Origin of the sequence: Ferruginibacter sp., assembly GCF_031391665.1 — a bacterium.
Taxonomy (GTDB): domain Bacteria; phylum Bacteroidota; class Bacteroidia; order Chitinophagales; family Chitinophagaceae; genus Ferruginibacter.
Genome location: NZ_JANMUN010000213.1, coordinates 1 through 23,561, shown reverse-complemented (window position 1 = coordinate 23,561; position 23,561 = coordinate 1). Strand labels below are relative to the sequence as shown.

The window sequence follows — 23,561 nt, the reverse complement described above, 5'->3', positions numbered from 1 at the left end:
ATAAATAAAACCTAAAACAATATGAAATTAAAAATTATTTTCTCCTTGCTTTTGCGGATTACCGCAGCTGTTATTCTCCTGCAAACTTTATATTTCAAATTCACCGGCCATCCTGAATCAGTAGAATTATTTACAAAATTAGGTGCCGAACCATGGGGAAGAATTGGCACAGGAGTAATTGAACTTGTTGCTGGCATTTTACTTTTAATACCCTCCACTGTATTTATCGGTGCAATGCTGGGTGTTGGTTTAATGGCCGGCGCTATAGCATCTCACTTAACAGTTATTGGTATCGAATCAAAGGGTGATGGCGGCCAGTTATTTATGCTGGCTATTATAGTATTGGTATGCTGCGGCATGCTTTTATTACTGCATAAACAGCAGGGCATTAATTTATTCAATAAATTTTTCAAAAAACAATTTACTGTATGAATATTAAAGTGATGATGATTATGCTCGCCTTGGTAATATTTTTTACTAAAGTAAACGCACAAGGTTGCAGTGATGCCGGCTTTTGCACTATTGGCAATATAAATCACAAAGCAACAGATGCTGCAATAAAAAAGCAAAAGCTAACACTAATTTTAAGCAGCGGCATTGGAGATGAAAATGTATTTGTGTTTACTCCCGGCATTCAATATGACAACAGGTTAAATAAAAACTGGGCAATACAGGGCAAGCTAACAGGCAATTACGCTGATGGTAATTTAGGCAGGGCAACAGGTTTAGGTGACATGTTTCTTTCAGCTACTTATTTCCTTAATAAAAAAAATAATTGGCAACCATCATTTTTACTTGGCGCAAAATTACCGCTTAACAATGGTGATATACGCACCGGAAATAAACCATTACCCATGCAATACCAAAGCAGTTTGGGTACTGTTGATCTGTTAGCAGGTATATCACTTACCAATAAAAAATGGTTATTCGCAACGGCTGTTCAACAACCATTAAGCGGCACAAACCGCAATACTTTTTTGCCAGCATACTGGAACACTGCCGCAGCAAATAAATATTCGCCTACTAATACTTTTAACAGAAAGGGAGATATATTATTAAGAGCTGCGTACACTTTAATTGGAAAAGATAAAATTGATTTAAGTATTGGCTTGTTAAGTATTTATCATTTAGGAAAAGACACTTACGTTAACGGCAATATAAGCAACAAACCTATTGCGTTAAATGGCTCCGAAGGGCTTACACTTAATGGCACTGCAGCTTTACATTATAGATTGAACAATAAATTTTCTCTTGGCTTATCTGGTGGAGTGCCTTTTGTGGTACGGGATATACGTCCCGATGGATTGACGAGAAAATTTGTAGTGTCACCCGAAATAGTTTTTAATTTTTAAATCTCAATACTATGCGTTACACTATTATTTTTTTATGCGTTGTTACATTATTTATTACTGCCTGTAAAAAAGAAGGGCAGTTGGCACCTACAACAGTATTAAACGAAATGATTGATACTACTAAAGGAATGGATTCTACTGCTATGACTGCTTTACAATACAGTGGTGATTTCACTTCCGGACCGTTCGGTACTGTTACCGGTAAAGCGGAAGTTTATAAAACAGGAACTATGTATCAGGTTAAACTGGCTGATTTTAATACCAATAACGGCCCTGCATTGCATGTATATATTTCCAAAGAAGCTATGCCAATAACGTATCTCGACCTGGGAATTTTAAAATCAACAGCAGGTAACCAGGTGTACAGCGTTACGGGAATGCCCGACTTTAAGGAGTACAAATACATTTCCATTCATTGCGTGGCTTACAATCATTTATTCGGATCAGCATTACTTAAATAACATTACGTATGATTTTTCTTCAACTAAAAGAACAACTGCAATCATTGAGTAATCTTTTGCAACTGCTAAACAACCAACAGTACAATCAAAAAATTGCTTACCTCGGCAATGCAAGTATTGGTGGGCATACCAGGCATGTTATAGAACTGCTTAAATGTGTTTTGGATGGTTATGATACTGCAACAATAGATTATGTGAACAGGACAAGAAATCTATCTCTTGAAAATGACTTAAAGATTGCACGTAAAGAAATTGATGCGCTAAGCGGCCATATTATGCAGCCGGATAAGCGAATGAAACTGGCTACTGAATCTGATTTGCAGGAATTAGTATACACCAGTTTTTACAGAGAAATTGTATATAACGCAGAGCATGCTGTTCATCATCTTGCATTGATAAAAGTTGCGCTGCGTGAAATGGCATTAGATATAACCGATGATTATTTTGGGATGGCACCTGCAACTATCAAATATCAATCTTTACAAAATAAAATTAAAGCCTAACTGTAATGCACAAAAAAACACTCATTACAGGCTTTATATTTATTTCAATAATTTTTACTGCTCATGCACAGGATAGCACTCATTTTTATTTTACCACATCTGCAGGATTATTGGTACCTGTAAATAATTTTAGTAATGCTTATCAAACATCGCTTGCACTTAATTCTGGCGTTGAGTATAAGATTAACCATTCATTATTCGCTCAGTTTGTGCTGGATTTTAATGCAGTAAAATACAGCCAGCGATACCAAGATGATAACTCAACCTATCTTTTTCAAAAAACAAACAGTTCTATTTTTTTAGCTGGTTTTAATTTTGGTAAAAACTTTTCATTCAGTAAAATAAGCCGCCTTTTTTCATCCGTGTACACAGGTGCAGGTTATGTAAATATTGGAGAGCCGAGATTAAATGTAAACCTCAATAACAATATTGTTGAACAAAGTGTAAAAAGAATGCCGGGTGTATTTGTAAAAAGCGGTTTAAGATTAGGATATAAAACCAGCTCTTCATTCTTACAAACTATTTACATTGATGGTTCTTACTGGACAACTAATATAACTGTTCAGCAAAGTAAAGCACAAGCTGTTTCTTTATATATCGGCACACGAATTGGTTTTTAAAAACAAAACACATGTGTACAGTAGCATTTATACCAGGCAAGGGCAATTATTATTTTGCTTCTCTAAGAGATGAAAATCCCGGAAGACATCGGGCATTGCCGCCATCTCTGTTTACCACAATTAACGGTAATTACATTGCGCCAACAGACCCTTTAGGTGGTGGCACCTGGGTGGGTGCCAATGAATTTGGCAACGTAATTATTTTATTAAATGGAGGATTTACTAATCACATCAAAAAAAAGAGGTACGCTAAAAGCAGGGGTACAATTGTAAAAGAATTGCTTGCAGACAGTATGCCTGTTGTGGAGTGGAATTTAATGAAGCTGGAAAATATTGAGCCTTTTACTTTAATAGTTTGGACAGATGAAAAACTATTTGAACTGGTATGGGATGGAGAACAAAAACACCGCTTTAATTTATCCAATAATCAACCTCACATCTGGTCGTCAGCAACACTTTATAATGATGATGTAAAAAATATCCGTTCCGTATTATTTAAAAAATGGATAGCAACAGCACCGGTTGTAACAAACACATCATTACTTAATTTCTTTAAAAGCAATAATGATACCAATAATGGTTTTTTAATAAACCGATCAGCAGCAATTAAAACATTGAGTTACACTTTTATAGAACTGCTGAAAAATAAAACCACAACCTTACAGTATCTGGATTTCACTTTTGATTCAAATTACTGTGCAACTATTACCTTATCAGATAAGGAGCAAAGTTGCGTTTTGTAAACAACAATTCTATTTAAAATGAAAGATGGTGTAGCAATACCTGGATTGTTCGAAAGCAAAAAAATGAATAAAAAATTTACTGATATAAAAAACCCGGATATAAAAAAGTGGTGGAGAATTAAATATATCAAGTGGAGCAGTTGGGAATACTGGCCCATGTGGGTGGTGTACCTTCCTGCAAGTATGTATTTTATTTATCTCTGCATACGAGCTAAATCATTTTGCTTTTTTTCTGCCGCTAATCCATCCATAGAAAACGGAGGTATGATATTTGAAAGTAAGTGGGAAATTTTTAAATTGATTCCGCAGCAATATTATCCTGTTACAATAATTATAAGAGAGCAGGAAAATATCAATACCCTTATTTCAAAAATGTATGATGCAGGCCTGAAATTTCCTGTAGTGGCCAAACCAGACAGGGGCGAAAGAGGCTGGTGTGTGGAAATTTTAAAAAATATTACTGCAGCACAAAATTATTTATCAAAATATCCAGTTGATGTTTTATTACAGGAGTATGTTGATTACCCTATAGAATTAAGTGTTTTTTATTACCGTCATCCTGATGCACCAAGTGGTATTGTAAGTTCCGTAACCCGAAAAGAATATTTAAAAGTTACAGGCGATGGCATCTCAACTTTATATGAACTGATACAAAAAAATAGCCGGGCTTTTTTACAACTGGAGCAATTAGAAAAATTAAAAACCATAGATCTCTCTAAAATTTTACCTGAAGGAAAAATTGAAATACTGGTACCATTTGGCAATCATGTAAGAGGTGCAATGTTTTTAGATTACTGTAATATTATTGATAATAAATTAAATACTGTTTTTAATACTGTCAGCAAACAAATAGATGGATTCTATTTCGGCAGGTTCGATATTAAATGTAACAGTATAGAAGATTTAAAAGCAGGAAAATATTTTTCCATTTTAGAATTGAATGGCTCCGGTGCAGAACCAGCGCACATATACCAACCAGGATTTTCTTATTTTAAAGCGCAATCAGTAATTACGCAGCATTATCAAATGATGTACGATGCTGCAAAAGCAAATCGAAAAAAAGGAGTGCCGTATATGAGTCTAAAAGCCTTCAGGGCAACCAATGCTGCACAAAAAAAACATAGACTAAAAGTAAAAATCTGAACCGGGGATATTTACAGTTCTTTTACAATAACAAACTCATGTTCCAAGGCTAACGAATTTTCGTAAAGCATTTTTATAAAATCATCGCCCCGTTGGGCATAAAAAGGAATGAAGTTTTCAATACGCTCCTGTAAATTATTATTGGGGAATAAAACAGTTTTTAATTTGTGCAACTGACGTTGCTGAGTTTCAAATTTTTTCTTTTCTGCTTTAAGCATTTTCTTTTCTAAGGCTGTTATTTTTTTAAGGGCCTGGGTTTGCAGGGCCGCCGTATGTTTTTGCAAACTGTTATCTATTGCTGCTGCAGTATTTTGCAATGTGGTGTAAAAAACTTCCAGTGTTTGCATTTCATTTTTCAAACTTAACTGCAAGCCGCTTTCTCTTTTTACCAATTCATTCATTAACTGCTGTTCGGTTTTAAAAAGATCGGCAGCGGTAAAATTTAATTTATCAAGAAGTGCCTGGTGGGTTTTTTCTATTACTAAAAAGGAATTGCGTAACACTAAAACCGGGTACGGCACGCCAACAGCCTCAAATACTTTTTTTAACTCCAGCCAGTAAGCAATTTCGCCACCGCCGCCAATAAATGCGATGTTGGGCAAAATCAATTCCTGAAAAACAGGGCGGAGAATTACGTTAGCGCTAAAACGTTCGGGATAATTATGAAGTTCTGCAATTATTTGCTGCTTTGTAAATGAAATAGCAGTTGCGTTTACTTTGTATTGTTCGTCCAGTACTTCAATTCTTTCTCTGCTAGTATCTGTTAAATAAAATAAATTCAGTTCTCTTCCGTTTGCCTGCACTTTATATGCTGCTGGAAATGCAGCAACTGTTACAGCAACCTCTGCATGAGAAAATGTTGCTGTCAATTCTTTTTCTACAACTGGTATAAATAATCTTTTTAATGCTGCATTATCGGGTAGAATAATCAGTACCCCATACTCTTTAAATAATTGATTTACTAATTTAAAAGTTGCCTGATCAATAGTTACACCTTCTTTATAACAATCTTTTATTACATCAATAATACTTGCGCCAAATGGATAAATTAAAACTTGCCCTGCAATGTTATCAATTAATTTTACTAAAGCCATATCCACTGTCATTCGGCCAACGGCACCGGTTTGTTTGGTTTGCCATTGGTGTTTTTCGCCATTAATAAAAACATGGCCCAGTTCGTCCAGGTCGGCATCTTCGCTGCCCATATAATACACAGGCACAAAATCGTTTTCCGGCAATTCCTTTTTACATTCTTCGGCCAATTTTACAGTGTGCAAAATTTTATAAATAAAATATAGATGGCCGGTAAAAATATTGGGTTGATGTGCTGTGGTAATGGTAAAGCAATTTTGATTACTTAATTGCTGCAGGTTTAATGCTTGTTTTGCAGTAAGAACAGTTTCAGCATATTGCTTTTGCAAAACTTCTACTAATACTTGTCTATTAGTGGGATATTTTTTTCTTTCTTCAATGGCGGCTTTAATTCCATCAATAGAAACTGCATGCTGATAAAAAGGTTTTAATTGAACATTGCCGGAAATGTAGTCTAATACAATTTTTGAAAAAAATCCGGTGCTGGTGTAAGAAATAATTTGAGCAGTGCTATCCATTTGTATCACTTCATTTTTAAAACTGCATAATTAGGGTGTTCAGGATTTACAATTAGCTCCTGCCGCAGCGGATGAATTAAAACATCCATTTCTTCCATTGGTATGGCACCCAGCAAAGGTTCTCTGTCGCCGGGTAAAACAAACGCATTACATGTAGCTTTTCTATTGGCAAATTTTACATTTACAGGCCCCACCACATCATATTCAACAACACGGCTATCTGCTACCTGTACTTTTCGTTTCTCTACAAATGGCAATTCCAATTGCGACTGAATAGTTTCATTAATTGCCATCATGTAAGCTCCACTATCCACAAGCATTGTTAATTTCATTTGCTTTATTTCTTCCTGACCAATGTAATGCCTTCTGGCCAGTTCAATATAGCCAGCATTTATTAATTCAATTTCAGCATAAACCAGTCCCATAAAAAATGTATTTAGGTTCTACAAATATAACAATTTAAACCACCTCCCCTTCAATATCATAATCGTAAGCCTTTGTTATTTTTACATTCACAAAATCGCCGATGATCAATTTCTTTTTGCTTTCAATAATCACTTCATTATCTACTTCTACACTGTCAAATTCTGTACGGCCCAAATAACGTCCGGCTTCTTTTTTATCTATCAGTACTTTAAAAGTTTTACCTACTTTTTCCTGGTTTTTTTCTAAACTTATTTCCTGCTGTACTTCCATAATTTCCTGCGCCCTTTCTTCTTTTTCTTCTCCAGGTACATCATCAACTAAATCATGTGCGCTGGTGCCTTCTTCGTGGCTGTAAGTAAAAATTCCTACACGGTCGAAACGCATTTTTTGTAAAAACATTTTCAACTCTTCCACATCATCCCTTGTTTCGCCGGGGAAGCCGGCAATTAAAGTGGTGCGTAAACAAATATCCGGAATTTTATTTCTTATTGCACCTACTAAATCTTCCATTTCTTCTCTGGTAATTTGCCGCTTCATTGCTTTCAGCATATTGTTAGCTGCATGCTGCAAAGGCATATCAATGTAGTTACAAATATTTTCTCTCTCTTTTACAGCATCAATTATTTCTATAGGAAATTTTGATGGATAGGCATAGTGCAAACGTATCCATTCCAACCCTTTTACATCTGCCAGTGCATGCAATAATTTAGGCAGTTCTCTTTTTTTATAAATATCCAAACCATAATAAGTTAATTCCTGCGCTATAAGCATAACTTCTTTTACACCACGGTCAACTAAACGTTTGGCTTCATCCACTAAAGATTCAATTGTTCTGCTAACATGCTGCCCACGCATTAATGGTATGGCACAAAACGAACAGGTACGGTTGCAGCCCTCACTTATCTTCATGTATGCATAATGCTGTGGTGTGTATAACAGGCGTTCGCCCATTAAATCTGTTTTATAATCGGCATTAAATTGTTTCAGCATGCCCTGCAATTCCATCGTACCAAAATAAGCATCCACCTCAGGTATTTCTTCTTCTAAATTATTTTTATAGCGTTCGCTTAAACAACCTGTAACATAAACTTTATCCAGCTTGCCTTTCTTTTTTAAATGCACCTGCTCCAAAATAGTATTAATACTTTCTTCTTTTGCTTTTTCAATAAAACCACAGGTATTTATTATTACAATGTTGTGGTCTTTCTTTGCATTTTCATGCACAGTATCAATATCGTTAGCCAGTAACTGGCCACTCAGCACTTCGCTATCCACCATATTTTTACTGCACCCAAGGGTTATGATGTTTACTTTATCTCTCTTTAATGTTTTTGTCTTCATAATTATTGGCGGCAAAGTTAAGCCTTTACCAGTGCAGTTTTTAAAGCTGTTTTTAAAATAATTGCAGTTAAACTGTGATTTTTAAGCTCTGCTGCGAATAATGAAGAAAATACTGTTACTTAGGATTGATGAACATGCAAAACAACAAAGAGGAATTTATAAAGCGGATAGATGAGCACAAACTCATTATATATAAGATCTGTAATTCTTATTGCAAAAACCAGTACGACCGGGATGACCTGGCCCAGGAAATTACTTACCAGTTATGGAAATCATTCAATCATTTTAACGGGGCTGTTAAATTTTCAACATGGATGTACCGGGTAGCGTTGAATGTGGCAATAACTTTTTACCGCAAAACAAAAACAGGCGAAGCCATTATTAAACTGGCAGAACCGGATACAGAAATTGAAGACAGTAAAGAGGATACCGCTGATCTGGAAAAAAACATCTATACCCTGCAACAATTTTTAAATGAATTAAAAGAACTGGATAAGGCATTGATGATACTTTACCTGGAAGAAAAAGCTTACAGTGAAATAGCTGAAATATTAGGTATAACAGAAACCAATGTGGCAACCCGTATCAGCAGGGTAAAAGATAAACTGAAACAAAAATTTTTAACACTAAATAATTAAGACCATGGAAGACATTACATTAAGAAACCTCTGGAAAGCACAAGATGAAAAGTTAGACCGAACCATGAAATTAAATCTTTTCATACTGGAGTCTTTACAAAAACAAAAAGCACAGTCAAAACTTAATGGTTTGGCAAGATTAAAACTGGTGGCAGTTATATTGGGTATAGTATGGTCTTTATTTTTAGGTATGCTTATTTATGGCAACCAATTACAAAATATTTATTTTACTGTTTCTGTTGGTATGATTATGCTCATTACTGTTGCAGCTATTGCTATTTATATAAATCATATTGCGCTCATCAAAAACTTAGATTACAGCCAAAGCATCACCTACACACAAAAAAAACTGGCCAAATTACAGGCATCTACTTTTAACAACAGGTTTATAGTTTTGCAAATGCCCTTTTACACTACCTGGTTCTGGAGTACACAAATGATTGAATCTTCGGGCATTAAATTCTGGCTTATTGCAGTGCCCATTACGCTGGCTTTTACTTTACTAACTATCTGGCTTTTCAAAAATCTTACTCCACTTAACATGCATAAAAACTGGGTAAAATTCCTGGTAAAGAACGACCCTGAGCATAGACCGGTAATGCAAGCACAAAAATTTCTTAACGAGATAGAAGAATTTAAAAAAGCCTCTTAAAAAATTCATTTCTTTAAAACCAACAGATTATCAGGCATTTATTACTAATTGAAAAATATTTTCCTATAAAAAATAAATATTTATTGTTTATCAATAAATATTTATCTACATTTGCTTTTCAATTTTAAAAACGAGCAACATGAGTACTAAAACAAAAACAGAAACAATCCTGGTGGTAATGAATGTCCTGGCCTGGATCACTTTTATCGGCCTGATGATTGAAGCAGGCGCTATACTTGTTACTTATGGGATAGGTTTGGCAAATCCTAAAATGGTAGCCAAACTTTACAAAGGGATGGATTGGGTTAACCTCAGGCAATATGATGTTTGGTATTATACAGGAATCATTACACTAAAAGCTGCAATACTGATTTTAGAGGCTTACACCGCATACATGGTTATTAAAGTGCTTACTACTATCAAAATGACAAACCCCTTTACTATGCAAGTGGCTAAAAAGCTGGAAAATATTGCCTACACACTCATGCTGGTGTGGGCAGCAGTATTGATATATAATGGTCAGTTGAAATGGCTTTCAAAAGATGTGGCTGATCTGGAAGGAAAAATGCTTTCTACAGAGTTGATAATTTATGCAGGACTGGTTTTTGTTATCTCTCAAATTTTTAAAAAGGGAGTCGAAATCCAAAACGAAAACGACTTAACTGTTTAGGTATGCCAATAATTGTAAACTTAGATGTGATGATGGCCAAAAGAAAAATGTCGTTGAATGAACTTTCAGAAAAAGTGGATTTGACATTAGCCAATCTTTCCATACTCAAAACCGGCAAAGCAAAAGCAATCCGGTTCAGCACACTGGAAGCAATTTGTAAAGTATTAAACTGCCAACCCGGTGATATACTGGAATTTGTTGAGTAAATTTTTATATAAGCATTAGTTAGCTGCCTGTTTTAAAATATTTTTTAAAACATTGCTCTTTCTAATTCGTCTTCATCAATAATTGAACTGCAATATTTACCATTCATCCTTAAAAAATCACTATTCGTGAATTATGACATTTGTATTACAATTCACCTTGACTAATTTGCGGCGGAAATTGAAAAACAACTCTTAAAAGTATAACCATGAAACAAAAACAACTGCTGATAGTAGCCTTCAGCTTATTTACAACACTGGCCAGTTTTGCACAAAACTTTTCTACAATTACAGGCCAAATTAAAGACAACAACGGCAATGGTGTTGCTGCAGCCACAGTAATGCTGCACCATGCTAAAGATTCTGCGTTAGCAAAAACTGCAGTTAGCAACAGTACCGGCAATTACGAATTACTGGCCATAAAGCCCGGTAATTATTTTATCAGTACCACCGTTGCAGGTATGATAAAAGCAAGTTCAGCAATTATTGAAGTTAAAGAAAATGAAAATGCAACAGTTGCAGCAATTATTGTAACACCTGCTACAAAAAATTTGCAGGGCGTAACCGTTACCAGCCAAAAACCAATGATAGAAGTAAGGGCTGATAAAACTATTTTAAATGTAGAAGGCACCATTAACGCTGTTGGTAATGATGCGTTGGAATTACTACGCAGGAGCCCCGGTGTAATGGTTGATAAGGATGACAACCTTAGCCTTGCAGGAAAAAATGGTGTACAGGTTTTTATAGATGGTAAACCTTCGCCGCTTTCGGGCAGTGATTTGGCTAACTATTTAAAAAGTTTACAATCTGCACAAATTGAATCTATAGAAATTATCACCAACCCCTCTGCAAAATATGAAGCTGCTGGTAATGCTGGCATCATCAATATCAGACTGAAAAAAAATAAATCGTATGGTACCAATGGTTCGGTAAGTGCAGGATATGTACAGGGCACTTATGCCAAATATAATGGCGGGCTTAATATTAATAACCGTAATAAATATATAAATGCATTTGGTAATTACAATTATAATAATGGTGATAACCTGATGACTTTTAATTCCCGTAAAGAACAGCTGGATACATTATTTACCCAGAGCAACAGGATAATTTTTAAAAATAACACCCATAGTTTTAAAGGTGGGCTGGATTATTTTATAAATGCAAAAAGCACCATTGGTGCAATTGTTAGTGGCAATATTGCCAGTAACGATATTACTACCGCAGGCCCTATGTATTTTACTTATATGCCTACCGGCCAGCTTAACCGTATTCTTAAAGCTACCAACACCAACGAAATGACGAGGAATAATGTGAATACAAACATTAATTACCGCTATGCTGTTGCCAATGGTAAAGAATTAAATATTGATGCTGACTATGGTTATTTTAAAATAAGGTCCGATCAATACCAACCCAACTTTTATTACCAGCCAGATGGTGTGACGGAAATTAGCAGGATAATTTATAACATGCTTTCGCCAACTGATATTGATCTGTTTAGTTTTAAAACTGATTACGAACAAAATTATAAAGGCGGCAGGTTGGGCATTGGCGGCAAAATTGGAATAGTGAATACCGATAACGATTTTAAACGTTACGATGTATTTACATCGGGCAAAGTAATGGATACAGCAAAGAGTAACCGCTTTAAATACAAAGAAAATATTAATGCGCTGTATGCAAATTATAATAAGCAATTAAAAACAGGTATAATGGTGCAGTTTGGAGTAAGGGCAGAGAATACACATTCCAGGGGTAACTCAACCGGTTTACAAAAAGTGAATACGCAATATGTACAATTTGATTCTTCTTTTAAAAGAGATTATATAGATTTCTTCCCCAGCGCTGCCATTACTTTTAATAAAAACCCAATGAAGCAATGGACCATTTCGTACAGCCGCCGCATTGACAGGCCCGCTTACCAGGATTTAAATCCGTTTGAATTTAAGCTGAATGAATATACATTTATGAAAGGCAATACTTTGCTGAGGCCTCAATACACTAACAGTTTTGGTGTAACGCATATCTACAAATACAAATTAACAACAGCATTAAACTACAGCCATGTAAAAGATATTTTTGCACAGGTGCCCGATACGGTAGACAAAACAAAAGGTTTTCTTACAAAGAAAAATTTAGCTACACAGGATATTGCAAGTATTAATATCAGTTATCCTTTTCAATATAAATGGTACAGTTTTTTTGCAACTACCAATGCCAATTACTCTAAGTACCAGGCCGATTTTGGCGGGGGCAACAGAAAAGTAGATCAATCGGTGTTTGCATTTACATTTTACATGCAAAACAGTTTTAAGCTGGGTAAAGGCTTTACAGGTGAAATAAGTACGCTGTATATTTCGCCTTCTATATGGCAGGGCTTTTTTAAATCGGCGGCAATGGGTACTGTAGATGCCGGTTTATCAAAATCAGTTTTTAAAAATAAGGGTACAATAAAAGCTGCTGTAAGCGATATTTTTCAAACAATGAAGTGGAGTGGCACCAGTAATTTTGCCGGAGTAATAAGCAACGTTAATGGCCGTGGAGAAATGCCGCTATTTAAATTAAATTTTAACTACCGCTTTGGTAACAGCCAGGTTAAGGCTGCCCGCCAGCGTAAGTCTGCAGTAGAAGATGAAAATAAACGTACACAAAGCAGTGGCGGCGGAATGGGTGGAAATTAAACTTTGTTTTATTAGTTAAGAAATAAAAGCCGCTTCTGAAAGGAAGTGGCTTTTATTTATAAGAAACACTATTACCTGCTTTTAAACGGCTCTCTTGCATCGGGATGATGTTCTAAGTCCAGTTCCAGTTTGGTGATTCCTCCATCAGCTTCTGCACCAACAGTAAAGGCACCCCAGGCTTTAATATTTAATAGTGCAACTCCATTTATAACAAAAATTACAGGGTTAGGGTTTACAAATGTTGGATGAAGATGGAAAGAAACTATTCCTTTTAAAGGATGATTTACCGGATCAGTACTTTCCACTCTAAGGATAATATCTACCCACTCACTTTTGTCAATTTTAGAAATTGTGGCAGTGAGCTTTCGGTAATTCCTCTCTGCTTCCCCACCCCATTTATCTTTTTGCGGATCCACTTCATTTTTATTTTCTGTAAGATTTTTTATTGTAAAGTTCGACCTGCTCTCTAAGGTTTCGTTTTTACCTCCAGTTACTATTGCCTGTGTTTGATTACTTTTATTTTGTGCTTCATTTAATGCTTCTTTGTACTCATTAAACTCGGCCTGCACACCATCTTTACTTACATTAAAACTTTTTAGCCTTGGCAGCAAAGCCAGCATAACAAATAAACTCAGCAATAAAACAAAGTATTTAAAAACAGTATCCAGTTTTTCTTTCGTATCATCTTTTACAGGCGTGGCAGTTTGATTATTACCTGTGTTTTTTGTGGTAACAGTTGTATTATTAATCACTACTTTTTTACCCGCCTCTGTTACACTCGTATCTTTTTTTACTGTGGTAATGGTAGAATCGTAAGATGATAAAGGGGAATTTGCAACTGCAGTAGCTGTTGTAAATTTGCTTTCAAAAGCAAACCAAAGGCATAATAAAAAAAGAAGTATGCTTAGTGTTGCCGAAAGAACTGTTATCCAGCTTTGTTGATTTTTATCTGTTGTGGAATTAGCTGACATAAATTTTATTTTTTCTAATAAAAAAATTGGTTTTATTTCTATTTACCATTAACCGCTTTTGTAATGCCTTTAAAATTTGCTTTTATATTTATAAAACCAAAAACGTTACCCCTGTCAGGATCATATTTTATTTCAAGTGGTATCCAAATGTCATTAAAAACCCTCACCCTTACTGTTCCATTAAAAGTAAGTCTGTCATTTTTTTCATTTTTATAAATGCCGCTAAAAACATGGTTATAACTTCCGCTGAATTTAAATTCTACTAAAGACTGCTGATTATATTTTGATTTTAATACCCAATTAAATCCCGGTTCAAAACTAAAAACGCTTCTCTTTAAATCTCTGCCGGCTTTAACTGTATCATCAATAAAATTAAAATTGGTTTTTATATCCAGTTCTATATTATTATTTCTCAGGGGATTTAAAACCCCTTTTAATAATTGAGAAGAAATTGAAATATTAGAAAATAAAAATTGATCTTTATAAGTAGTATCATTGATGCCCACTGTCCACAATAGTTTATTTTGAAATAATTTTTTAAGGCTGTCGAATGATTGTTGTGAAGCTTTGCGGATATTTATAGCCGGATCGATTTTTATAAGATTCAAAAATTTTGATGCATTAATTTTATTGGCCAGGGCGATAATTAAATCCTGAGTTGGTTTATCTAATTTATTAAAAGTAACCGTACTGGAATCCATAAAAATAGCTGCGTGAATTTTTCTTACTTTTCTTCTTTCTTCTGCATCTGCGATAGTTGCTATAAATTGATTAAACGCATCATTCAACCTGTTAAATTCATCATTAGCATTATAGGCCGAAGTAAGAAAGCTTTGCGAAATTGTAATATCTCTTTTGTTGATGATAGCATAATTTACTGAAGATATAAAACCATTAAACCGGTAAGAAGTATCCAGTTTGCCTGCAAAAGAAAAATTAAGGCTTCGCAAATGCCTGTACTTATAATAGTTTGTATCCACCATTAATTCGGGATTCATTTTTGCCATTACCGCAAAAGGATTAGAGGTAAACTTCAGCTCTTTATCAGGACCAATAAGATTATTTACAGCCAGTTGAAAAAAACTGTTGAGTACATCTTTATAATTGCCTGTAGTTAAAGAATCGGCAGTTAGCGGAGAAAATGTTTTAGTTTTTTGAGCAATGCAAAAATTAAAAATTAAAAGCAGAGAAAGTATTACAATTATTTTTTTCACTTTTCATTATCTTTTAATCATTATAAAATATCAAAGCCAAAATTTATATTACCTGCCGCAAACTTTACAGGTGTGGGAGGATCTGTTGCCACATCAATATTTATAACTGCTTTACCTGTACAAACGCCATTAATTGAAATGGCATCTCCGGTATTGGCATTATTAAAAATAATATTACCGCTTGCGCTTAAACTGTCGTGCCCGATAATGGCACCGGTAAGATTTTTAAAAAGTGTTGCGGTAAGGTTACCTAATCCTTCGGTAAATGTTACTGCAATAGTGGTAGCTTTTACTGCTGCGGCAGCAACAGTTGCTGTAAGTAAAGCCGTATTCGAAAGTTCTATTTTATCTTTTTCAACTTTTTTAATTGCTGCTTTCAGCAAATTTTTCTTTGATACTTTTTTTTTGGCAGCCATAATATTAATTTTTATTTATTGAAGGCCTAATTCATTCTTTTACACCAAGTATACTCTTTATCTGGGTTTTATTTTTTTTCCAGTCGGCTTCCCATATCCAAAACCTGTGGCTTGGCGGTACTTTATAAAAATCGAATTTGCCCACTAATTTCATTGTGCGTAAATCCACACATAATCGTTGAAAAGCACCGTCCATTATTTCTTTTGCTGTTTTTTCTGCAGTCGCTTCTACAGATAATTTCATCAGTAAACGATACTCATATGGCAGCAATAAACCAGCGCCGTATTTATTCCACATTCCTTTTTTGTTAGTCCATGCTTTTTTTGCTGCTTTATAAATAGTATCAAAATCTTTAGGGTCTTTTGGTAAGGAGGGCCATATAGGAAAAAATACGGCCCAGCCATCTTCAACCATTATCAAATTATATGTTCGCCTGGAAGGATCGTTTTTAGGAGGCAGCGGTTTTTCAAAATACGTCATAACATAAGCAAGCATACGTCCATTGCGGTCAATTACTTCTCCACTGGGCAGCACGCCAACTTTTCTTCTTTTGCCATTTGGTTTATTAAGCGCTTTGTCTTTTTCTTTTTCAAAATGATCACTTGCATCTTTTCCTGCATTAATATGCCTGCTTGCTGCATCTTTTGTAATTCGGTCTGTAAGATATTTTACCAACCCCTTTGGCAGTAAAGGAAATACACCGCTCTGAAGATGCTGCTTAGCTTTATTAAGTTTAGGCTGTGCGGTTGCTGCTTTTCCAAAAGGCTTTTCTTTTTCGGGAGTATCACAGGATACCATACGAAGAGGTTGTTCAATTTTAATGGTATCGCCGTCGGGACCACCTATATCTTTTTTTGGGCTAACGTTGAAGGATGGCGGCGGCAGTTTGTAGTTTGTAATACCCATAGTTTTATTTTTTGTTTTAAAATGATTGCAATAAATTAAAATGCACTGTTACATACAAATCAAAATTTAAAAAAATTATAAATATCCGCAATGATGCAATCACCCAAAAAATAATAGTGATTTCACCAACATTTAAAATGTATGATGCCAGAAAAAATAGTAGATAAATAATGCTGAAGAGAGATTATCGCAGGAATAGAATTTAAAACAAACGTAGTGCGTTCATTTTAAAAATGCAAGTAAATGAAGCAGAAAAATTTAAAAAAGGTATTTATACTTAAAAGACGCCGTATGTACACTGCTGGTTCAACAGCGATAATTTGCCCTATATGTAAAAAATCAAAACAATTATTTATTTTATCCCGATTACAATTTCTATTACGGCATGCTTATTCTTTTACTCCGCCAGTTGGTGCTCAAAGTCATTTTAAAAATGAAAGGATATTTTAAGATTTAAATTTGAGATTCCGAATTTGAATTTCAAATTTACAGTAACAGGAAGATGTAATTAATAATGCTGCGGCATGAGAGCATCTATCGTGCCATCAGCAACTGCTCAAAAAAGGCACCAATATTATTTACCCTGTCAACAAAATGCAATTCTAAAATCCAGTGCCTTTTGTTTCCGTCTTTGTCTAATTGAAGTATATCAGTATGATTATCGGGATGTACATCTAAACATAAATCATTGGGGTCATCGGGTTGTTCGTGTGGGTGGCTACCAATAATGTGGCCTGCAATGGCGTTTCCAAATTCGTAGCCATAACTTTTTGCCAAATCGTTAGCGTAGTTAAAAAAATCTGCGCCTGTAAGTTTGTTTTGTTTAAAATACCAGCCATTTCCTTCGTACCAGGCTGCTTCTACATCTTTCTTTATCTTTTGTTTCAAAGGGTCGTTGCCTAAAACATATGTTCTTCCAAGGTCTGCTTCCCAACCCTCAAAAACGGGGTGAAAATCAAAAAATAATATATCATCGTCCTGAATAATTAAGTCTGGCGGATTTGAAACATATGGCTGCAGCGTATTAATACCTGTTCTTACAATTTTTTTGCCCCAGTGATTTTCTATTCCAAAATCCTCTTTAGCAATTTGTACAATTTCATCCGCCAATTCTTTTTCAGATTTTCCAGATACTATCAATCCCCGTTCTTCTACTGTATTAAATAAAGCTTTGGCCTTTTGCTCAGCCAGCATCATTTTTTGTGTTACACTATTCATGATTTTTTATTTAAGAATTGTTGCAGGTAAAATATTTTTTTATAAAATCTGTTGCCGCAATTATTGCACATTCCTCAATAGTATCAAACCCTTTTTGAATATTAATAAGTATCAATGTTGTTTTGCCCGATTTTGTTATACTCATTTTATAAATTAATAATGAGGCAAAGCAAGATGATTTTACTGATAAAATAAAATACTTAATTTTGATTAACTGATACTTTAATTTGATTACAATGGATATTCAACAACTTAAAAATTTCCTTGTTTTATCTAATACACTCAATTTTAGAAAAGCCGCAGAGCTAATTAATATTGTGCAACCGGCTTTAAGCAGGCAAATACAATTATTAGAAAAAGAAGCAGGAGTTTTATTACTCAACAGAAATAAAAGAACCGTTACATTAACTGAAGCAGGCCTATTTTTTAAAAAAGAAACAACAAGGATTTTACAAGATCTGGACAAAACTATTATAAGGGCTGTACAACTGCACAATGGCGAGGCTGGTGAAATAAAAGTTACACATGCAAGCTCCGCTATCAATACAGTGGTGCCTTCTTTTTTAATTAAGGTAAAGCATAAATGGCCAAACCTTAAAACCACTGTGCAGGAAAGCTCCAACTTTCATCAAATTGAAATGTTGCTCACCAGGAAAACTGATATCGGTATTGCTCCCAATATTATTTTACCAGCAGAAGCAAACTCCAGAATTTTATACAGAGAAAATTTTGTTTTGATCTTGCCCGCCAATCATCCATTCGCTAAAAAGAAAATAACTGATCTATCTATATTAAAAAACGAAACATTTATTTTACCGCAACTATCTACCGGTACAGGTTACGTGGAAACTATTTTGCAGATTTGCCGAAGCTTTGGCTTTATACCAAAAGTGGCACACGAGTCGGCACACTCAATGGCTGTAGTGCGGTTAGTAGAAGCAGGACTTGGAATTTCTATCGAACCAATATCTTCGGTACGTGGCGTAAATATGAATATTAAATTGATTGAATTAAAAAACATTCCTCAAAAAGCAGAAATGATTCTTTTTTGGTTACGAGAACGTGAAGAAGAACTAACCAGGTTTATAAAAATGTTTTAAGTTTAATTTAAAGATTAAAAAGCCCGTCAACAAACAATTGCTTATCAAAAACCAAAAGATCTTCTGCCTTTTCCCCTACCCCAATAAATTTTACAGGAATTTTAAACTGACTTGCAATAGCTAATACCACACCGCCTTTTGCTGTACCGTCTAATTTGGTAATGGTGAGTGCAGTAACATCTGTTGCGGCAGTAAAATGTTTGGCCTGCTCCAATGCGTTTTGGCCGGTGCTGCCATCTAATACCAGCATCACTTCATGCGGCGCATCAGGAATAACTTTTTGAATTACTTTTTTTATTTTAGAAAGCTCATCCATTAAATGAATTTTATTATGCAGCCTCCCTGCGGTATCAATAATGATGACATCCATATTTTTTGCAACGCCACTCTTAACTGTATCAAATGCAACAGATGCCGGGTCGCTACCCATTTCTTTTTTTACAATGTCCACACCTGTCCTCTCACTCCATATTGTTAACTGGTCTACCGCTGCTGCCCTGAAGGTATCTGCTGCACCCAGCAAAACTGATTTACCTGCTTTAGAAAAATTATGCGCCAGCTTACCAATGGTAGTTGTTTTACCTACGCCATTTACACCTACTACTAAAATAACATGCGGCTTATGCCCGCCAGGTAATTCATAATTTTCATAACTGGTATCCTGCGGTGCAGCTACTAATATATTTTGTACTTCTTCTTTTAAAATTTTATTAAGCTCTGATGTATTGAGGTATTTATCTTTTGCTACCCTGGCTTCTATTTGCTCAATAATTTTTACGGTGGTTTCAATTCCTACATCGGCGCTTACCAATGCATCTTCCAAATTATCCAGCACTTCAGCATCAACAGTGCTTTTGCCGGCAATGGCTTTAGTTAATTTACTTAAAAAACCTTCCCGTGTTTTTTGTAATCCCTGTTCTAAACTTTCCTGCTGTTGTTTTTTTCCAAAGAGTTTATCAAAGAGGCCCATAATAGTTGGTGGTTGTTTGTTATTGGCTGTAAATTTAAAACTTCTTTGTTACAAGAGATTTTAAATTAAGCCTTCGGCTTATTTGGTTTTGCCACCAGATTCAACAGAAGAAAATAATTTGTGCAGTCTGTTCAATCTGCGGCAGCGTTATTTTAAATAAAGAAAGCCTCCCTTAAATGGGAAGCTTCATGAATATATTTTTATCGCACTAAAATTAATTAGCTAAATATTCTTTTATCTTGTCTTTGTGTACGATTGATTCTTTAAAAGTATAAGCACCAGTTTTAGGGCTGCGAACTGTACGAATTACCTTAGTCCAGTTTTTTGCGTCTGCTGCTGCTTTGGTATCTTTAATTTTAGCGTTTTTTGAAGCTGCTTTTGCCATGATATGTAGTTTATTGGTTAATTAGTTTATTAGTTCATCCGTGTTAGCGAATTAACGTTTATACAAATTACCGTTATTATTTAATTTCTTTATGAACAGTAACCTTCTTTAAAATTGGGTTGAATTTTTTCAACTCCATTCTTTCTGGTGTGTTCTTTTTGTTTTTGGTAGTAATGTAACGGCTTGTGCCGGGTTTACCACTTGTTTTATGCTCGGTACACTCTAAAATTACCTGTACCCTGTTGCCTTTCTTTGCCATTTTATTTTATTTATATAATATGATCTCCTTCATTTCCCTTCAGGGGATAGGGGCTAGATTTTTTCTCCTGCGGCACGTAACTTCTTTACCACAGATAATAAACCATTTTTATTGATGGTTCTTATTGCTTCGGAAGAAACTTTTAATACCACCCATTTATCTTCTTCTGCAAGAAAATAACGCTTGGTTTGTAAGTTCGGTAAAAACCTGCGCTTGGTTTTAATATTCGAGTGCGAAACCTTATTTCCGGTAATCGGCTTCTTTCCTGTAACCTGACATACTCTGGCCATTGTACTAATTTTTTGGACGGCGAAGGTAGGATTAAAAATGGATTTCTGGAACTTATACAGGAAGAATTTTTGATTTATAGCTAAAAATATCCTGCCTCCCTTTAAAACTGTTGAAAAGTTTACATTTTTATACCCTTTGCAATGGCCTTTTAGCTTGAAAATAAACCCTGCCCATCTGTAAAACAACCGCCAGCAAAATTAATCCCACGCCAATATAAAACTGGTAATTCAACGTTTCATTTTCTTTAAAAAAGATAAAAGCCATAATAATTCCATACAAAGGCTCCAAATTATAAGTAAGGTTGGCGGTAAAGGCCGATATCTTTTTAAGGGCATTTAATTGTAAATCGAAACTGAGAACCGTACAAAACCAGGCCAGCACCAGTAACCATAACCAATCGGTATGGGTGGGCAAATAATATGCTGCAGGAAATTGCATTAAATAAAATGGCACCAAAAGCGTAAGGGCAATTAATCCGCCGCCCAACTCGTACAATGTAACCGTTTGAGGCGTAAACCGTTTTACAAATTCTTTATTAAAAATGGGGAACAGGGCACTGCCCACTGCCGAAATTATTCCAAAGGCAATACCCAGTTTATACTGTGGATGAAAATCGAAAATGATATAAATACCTGCTATGGCCAGCAACCCCAACCCTACTTCAATAAACACAAACCGTTTTTTTAAAATCAGCGGTTCTAAAAAAGAAGTAAAAAAACCTGTGGCACTAAAGCAAACCAATGCTACCGATGCATTGGCATATTTTACACTGCCATAAAATGTTACCCAATGCATGGCTACGATGGCCCCTACTCCAAAAAATTTCAACACATCCTTTAAGGCAATTTTTTGTAACTGTTTTTTTAAGTGCAGTAAAATGAATAACGTTACTACTGTTATTAAAAGCCGGTACCAAACCAGTAACCCTTCATTGAGTTTTATTAATACACCAAGTATGGCGGTAAAGCCTGCTAAAAAAACAGCAAGATGAAGTTGAAGCAGTGCTTTTTTCATAATGCAAATATAAGCCCCTCATATCCTCCCCTGTTGGGAGAGAAATGAAGAAGATTAAATTAGAGATTAATGTACTCACCTTCGAACTCCCTCGCCTCGGGAGAGGAATTGGGCTGAGGTCAAAATAATTATAAATAATGCTAAACGGCTAAACTCTAAACATTAAACATATTATATTTGCCAACTTATAACCAATACTATATGAATTTTAAACGTGTTAACAACATTACCGGGTGGCTGGTTTGCATTATTGCCTGTGCAGTATATATTATGACGATGGAAGCCACCGGCAGCCTTTGGGATTGCGGCGAGTTTGCATCCAGTGCTTATAAATTGCAGGTACCGCATCCGCCGGGAGCACCGCTGTTTACATTAATTGGCCGTTTATTTATGGCGCCTTTCGATCCGCAGCATGCAGCAACAGGTATTAACCTTATGAGTGCATTAGCCAGCGGTTTTACCATTTTATTTTTATTCTGGAGTATTACTCATTTTGCCCGTAAAATAGTTACTAAAAACGGAGTTGAATTAACTACCGAAAAAACATTTGGTGTAATGGCCGCAGGTGTTGTTGGCGCTTTGGCTTATACTTTTTCCGATTCATTTTGGTACAGTGCTGTTGAGGGTGAAGTATATGCTTTATCTTCTTTTTTTACGGCCCTTGTTTTTTGGGCCATGCTTAAGTGGGAGCAAAATGTTGATGTGGAAGAAGCCCGTGGCATAAAAGGCCACTTTACAAATGCAGACCGCTGGATAATTTTGATATTCTTTTTAATGGGTTTATCAATTGGTGTGCATCTTTTAAATATATTAACCATACCCGCTATTGTAATTATTTATTATTATAAGCGCTATAATGTAACCAACTGGGGCACTTTTTGGGCTTTTGTAATTGGTTGCGTACTTACCGGTGTGGTGCAAAAAGCAGTTATACAATGGACGATAAAAGGAGCTGGAAGTTTTGATGTACTTTTTGTAAACAGTTTTGGAATGCCCTTCTTTTCGGGCTTTGCTTTTTTCTTTGTGTTTATTGGTGTATTAATATTTTTTGGCCTTCGCATTGCAAATAATAAAAACTGGAATTTTTTAAAATTAGGCTTGTGGAGTTTTGCATTTGTTATTCTGGGATGTTTCTCTTCTTACTTTACCACAATGGTACGCAGCAATGCCAATCCTTCGGTAGATATGTATAATGTTGATAACCCCGTAAGTTTAGTTGGTTACTTAAGCCGTGAACAATATGGCGACTGGCCAATTTTATACGGACAGGATTTTACAGCACAGCCTGTTGATAATAAAATAACAGAAACTTATATAAAGAGTAATGGTAAATACGAAAAGAACGGCAGAAAAATAGAGTATGTTTATGCGCCTGAGGATAAACATTTGTTCCCCCGCATGTGGGATCAAAGCAACGACCAGGGCCATGCTGATTATTATGCAGGCTGGGCTGGTATAGGAAAAGATAAAGAAGGCAATTGGGAAAGGGCCCCAACCATGAAAGAAAATATTGGCTTTGCATTGACGTACCAGTTAAACTGGATGTACATCCGTTATTTTATGTGGAATTTTGCTGGCAAACAAAACGACGTACAGGGTGTGTACATGAATAATGTACGTGATGGTAACTGGAAAACTGGTATTGGTTTTAGGATAATTTAAGGTTAGGCGACCAAAGCACTATGCCCGACAGTTTAAAAAATAATAAAGCCAATAACAAACTTTTTGCTTTGCCGCTTATATTGGGCATACTGGGTTTTATCTTTCAAT

General features: G+C 35.3%; 28 protein-coding genes. 14 read left to right on the top strand and 14 right to left on the bottom strand.

The window, feature by feature from the left end:
• Positions 1–21 precede the first annotated feature (21 nt).
• From ACY651_RS15820 to ACY651_RS15790, 7 genes are read left to right on the top strand one after another with little or no spacing between them, the layout of a single operon-like run.
• Positions 22–432 (top strand): DoxX family protein, encoded by a 411-nt coding sequence (locus ACY651_RS15820; RefSeq protein WP_462254467.1) that lies wholly within the window; start codon positions 22–24, stop codon positions 430–432.
• Positions 429–1,352, top strand: a complete 924-nt coding sequence (locus tag ACY651_RS15815) for a hypothetical protein (protein ID WP_462254466.1) — start codon at positions 429–431, stop codon at positions 1,350–1,352. The genes ACY651_RS15820 and ACY651_RS15815 overlap by 4 nt, the downstream gene beginning before the upstream one ends.
• 11 nt (positions 1,353–1,363) lie before the next feature.
• Positions 1,364–1,813 (top strand): DM13 domain-containing protein, encoded by a 450-nt coding sequence (locus tag ACY651_RS15810; protein ID WP_462254465.1) that lies wholly within the window; start codon positions 1,364–1,366, stop codon positions 1,811–1,813.
• 8 nt (positions 1,814–1,821) lie between these two features.
• Positions 1,822–2,316, top strand: coding sequence for a hypothetical protein (locus ACY651_RS15805; protein WP_462254464.1), 495 nt, complete (start codon positions 1,822–1,824; stop codon positions 2,314–2,316).
• Positions 2,317–2,321: 5 nt separating this feature from the next.
• Positions 2,322–2,936: a hypothetical protein gene (locus ACY651_RS15800; RefSeq protein ID WP_462254463.1), complete on the top strand. Its 615-nt coding sequence runs from the start codon at positions 2,322–2,324 to the stop codon at positions 2,934–2,936.
• Positions 2,937–2,947: 11 nt separating this feature from the next.
• Entirely contained in the window at positions 2,948–3,679 is a 732-nt protein-coding gene (locus ACY651_RS15795) for an NRDE family protein (protein ID WP_462254462.1), read from the top strand.
• Positions 3,680–3,697: 18 nt separating this feature from the next.
• On the top strand, positions 3,698–4,822 hold the full coding sequence (locus tag ACY651_RS15790) for a hypothetical protein (protein WP_462254461.1): 1,125 nt from the start codon (positions 3,698–3,700) through the stop codon (positions 4,820–4,822).
• A gap of 11 nt (positions 4,823–4,833) precedes the next feature.
• Here the strand turns inward: ACY651_RS15790 and bshC are convergent, their stop codons facing one another.
• The 3 genes from bshC to rimO are packed head-to-tail and all read right to left on the bottom strand — an operon-like array spanning position 4,834 to position 8,199.
• The gene (gene bshC / locus ACY651_RS15785; RefSeq protein WP_462254460.1) at positions 4,834–6,432 is read right to left on the bottom strand and encodes a bacillithiol biosynthesis cysteine-adding enzyme BshC; all 1,599 of its coding nucleotides are present in this window, start codon (positions 6,430–6,432) and stop codon (positions 4,834–4,836) included.
• 5 nt (positions 6,433–6,437) lie between these two features.
• Complete coding sequence (locus tag ACY651_RS15780; RefSeq protein WP_462254459.1) at positions 6,438–6,857, bottom strand: retroviral-like aspartic protease family protein; 420 nt, start codon at positions 6,855–6,857, stop codon at positions 6,438–6,440.
• Between the two features lie 34 nt (positions 6,858–6,891).
• Entirely contained in the window at positions 6,892–8,199 is a 1,308-nt protein-coding gene (gene rimO / locus ACY651_RS15775) for a 30S ribosomal protein S12 methylthiotransferase RimO (protein WP_462254458.1), read from the bottom strand.
• A gap of 128 nt (positions 8,200–8,327) precedes the next feature.
• On the opposite strand from rimO, the gene ACY651_RS15770 reads away from it, so the two are divergent.
• The 5 genes from ACY651_RS15770 (at position 8,328) to ACY651_RS15750 (ending at position 13,046) form a co-directional block, all read left to right on the top strand.
• Positions 8,328–8,837 (top strand): sigma-70 family RNA polymerase sigma factor, encoded by a 510-nt coding sequence (locus tag ACY651_RS15770; protein ID WP_462254457.1) that lies wholly within the window; start codon positions 8,328–8,330, stop codon positions 8,835–8,837.
• A gap of 4 nt (positions 8,838–8,841) precedes the next feature.
• Positions 8,842–9,489, top strand: coding sequence for a hypothetical protein (locus ACY651_RS15765; RefSeq protein ID WP_462254456.1), 648 nt, complete (start codon positions 8,842–8,844; stop codon positions 9,487–9,489).
• A 139-nt stretch (positions 9,490–9,628) separates the two neighbouring features.
• Positions 9,629–10,159, top strand: a complete 531-nt coding sequence (locus ACY651_RS15760; RefSeq protein WP_462254455.1) for a DUF2975 domain-containing protein — start codon at positions 9,629–9,631, stop codon at positions 10,157–10,159.
• A gap of 2 nt (positions 10,160–10,161) precedes the next feature.
• On the top strand, positions 10,162–10,365 hold the full coding sequence (locus tag ACY651_RS15755) for a helix-turn-helix domain-containing protein (protein WP_462254454.1): 204 nt from the start codon (positions 10,162–10,164) through the stop codon (positions 10,363–10,365).
• Between the two features lie 206 nt (positions 10,366–10,571).
• Positions 10,572–13,046 (top strand): outer membrane beta-barrel protein, encoded by a 2,475-nt coding sequence (locus ACY651_RS15750; RefSeq protein WP_462254453.1) that lies wholly within the window; start codon positions 10,572–10,574, stop codon positions 13,044–13,046.
• 71 nt (positions 13,047–13,117) lie between these two features.
• On the opposite strand, the gene ACY651_RS15745 is transcribed toward ACY651_RS15750, so the two are convergent.
• From ACY651_RS15745 to ACY651_RS15720, 6 genes are all read right to left on the bottom strand, one after another.
• On the bottom strand, positions 13,118–14,017 hold the full coding sequence (locus tag ACY651_RS15745) for a pYEATS domain-containing protein (protein WP_462254452.1): 900 nt from the start codon (positions 14,015–14,017) through the stop codon (positions 13,118–13,120).
• A 38-nt stretch (positions 14,018–14,055) separates the two neighbouring features.
• Positions 14,056–15,231 carry a hypothetical protein gene (locus tag ACY651_RS15740; RefSeq protein ID WP_462254451.1) on the bottom strand — a complete coding sequence of 392 codons (1,176 nt, stop codon included), beginning with the start codon at positions 15,229–15,231 and terminating at the stop codon, positions 14,056–14,058.
• Between the two features lie 20 nt (positions 15,232–15,251).
• The gene (locus tag ACY651_RS15735; RefSeq protein ID WP_462254450.1) at positions 15,252–15,647 is read right to left on the bottom strand and encodes a hypothetical protein; all 396 of its coding nucleotides are present in this window, start codon (positions 15,645–15,647) and stop codon (positions 15,252–15,254) included.
• 31 nt (positions 15,648–15,678) lie between these two features.
• Positions 15,679–16,554 carry a thermonuclease family protein gene (locus tag ACY651_RS15730; RefSeq protein WP_462254449.1) on the bottom strand — a complete coding sequence of 292 codons (876 nt, stop codon included), beginning with the start codon at positions 16,552–16,554 and terminating at the stop codon, positions 15,679–15,681.
• Between the two features lie 534 nt (positions 16,555–17,088).
• Positions 17,089–17,772, bottom strand: coding sequence for a M24 family metallopeptidase (locus ACY651_RS15725; RefSeq protein ID WP_462254448.1), 684 nt, complete (start codon positions 17,770–17,772; stop codon positions 17,089–17,091).
• Positions 17,773–17,782: 10 nt separating this feature from the next.
• Positions 17,783–17,917 carry a hypothetical protein gene (locus tag ACY651_RS15720; RefSeq protein ID WP_462254446.1) on the bottom strand — a complete coding sequence of 45 codons (135 nt, stop codon included), beginning with the start codon at positions 17,915–17,917 and terminating at the stop codon, positions 17,783–17,785.
• Positions 17,918–18,008: 91 nt separating this feature from the next.
• Between ACY651_RS15720 and ACY651_RS15715 the strand changes: the two genes are divergently transcribed.
• Positions 18,009–18,872: a LysR family transcriptional regulator gene (locus tag ACY651_RS15715; protein WP_462254444.1), complete on the top strand. Its 864-nt coding sequence runs from the start codon at positions 18,009–18,011 to the stop codon at positions 18,870–18,872.
• Positions 18,873–18,879: 7 nt separating this feature from the next.
• Here ACY651_RS15715 and ftsY read toward each other — a convergent pair whose 3' ends face one another.
• From ftsY to ACY651_RS15690, 5 genes are all read right to left on the bottom strand, one after another.
• On the bottom strand, positions 18,880–19,842 hold the full coding sequence (gene ftsY, locus ACY651_RS15710; protein ID WP_462254442.1) for a signal recognition particle-docking protein FtsY: 963 nt from the start codon (positions 19,840–19,842) through the stop codon (positions 18,880–18,882).
• Between the two features lie 214 nt (positions 19,843–20,056).
• Positions 20,057–20,227, bottom strand: a complete 171-nt coding sequence (locus ACY651_RS15705; RefSeq protein WP_462220685.1) for a DUF4295 domain-containing protein — start codon at positions 20,225–20,227, stop codon at positions 20,057–20,059.
• A 76-nt stretch (positions 20,228–20,303) separates the two neighbouring features.
• The gene (gene rpmG, locus ACY651_RS15700; RefSeq protein ID WP_430989772.1) at positions 20,304–20,486 is read right to left on the bottom strand and encodes a 50S ribosomal protein L33; all 183 of its coding nucleotides are present in this window, start codon (positions 20,484–20,486) and stop codon (positions 20,304–20,306) included.
• Between the two features lie 53 nt (positions 20,487–20,539).
• Positions 20,540–20,776, bottom strand: a complete 237-nt coding sequence (gene rpmB, locus ACY651_RS15695; protein WP_462220684.1) for a 50S ribosomal protein L28 — start codon at positions 20,774–20,776, stop codon at positions 20,540–20,542.
• A 127-nt stretch (positions 20,777–20,903) separates the two neighbouring features.
• Entirely contained in the window at positions 20,904–21,791 is an 888-nt protein-coding gene (locus ACY651_RS15690; protein WP_462254440.1) for a DMT family transporter, read from the bottom strand.
• Between the two features lie 201 nt (positions 21,792–21,992).
• Here ACY651_RS15690 and ACY651_RS15685 point away from each other — a divergent pair, with 201 nt between their 5' ends.
• Positions 21,993–23,453, top strand: coding sequence for a glycosyltransferase family 117 protein (locus ACY651_RS15685; protein ID WP_462254438.1), 1,461 nt, complete (start codon positions 21,993–21,995; stop codon positions 23,451–23,453).
• Positions 23,454–23,561 lie beyond the last annotated feature (108 nt).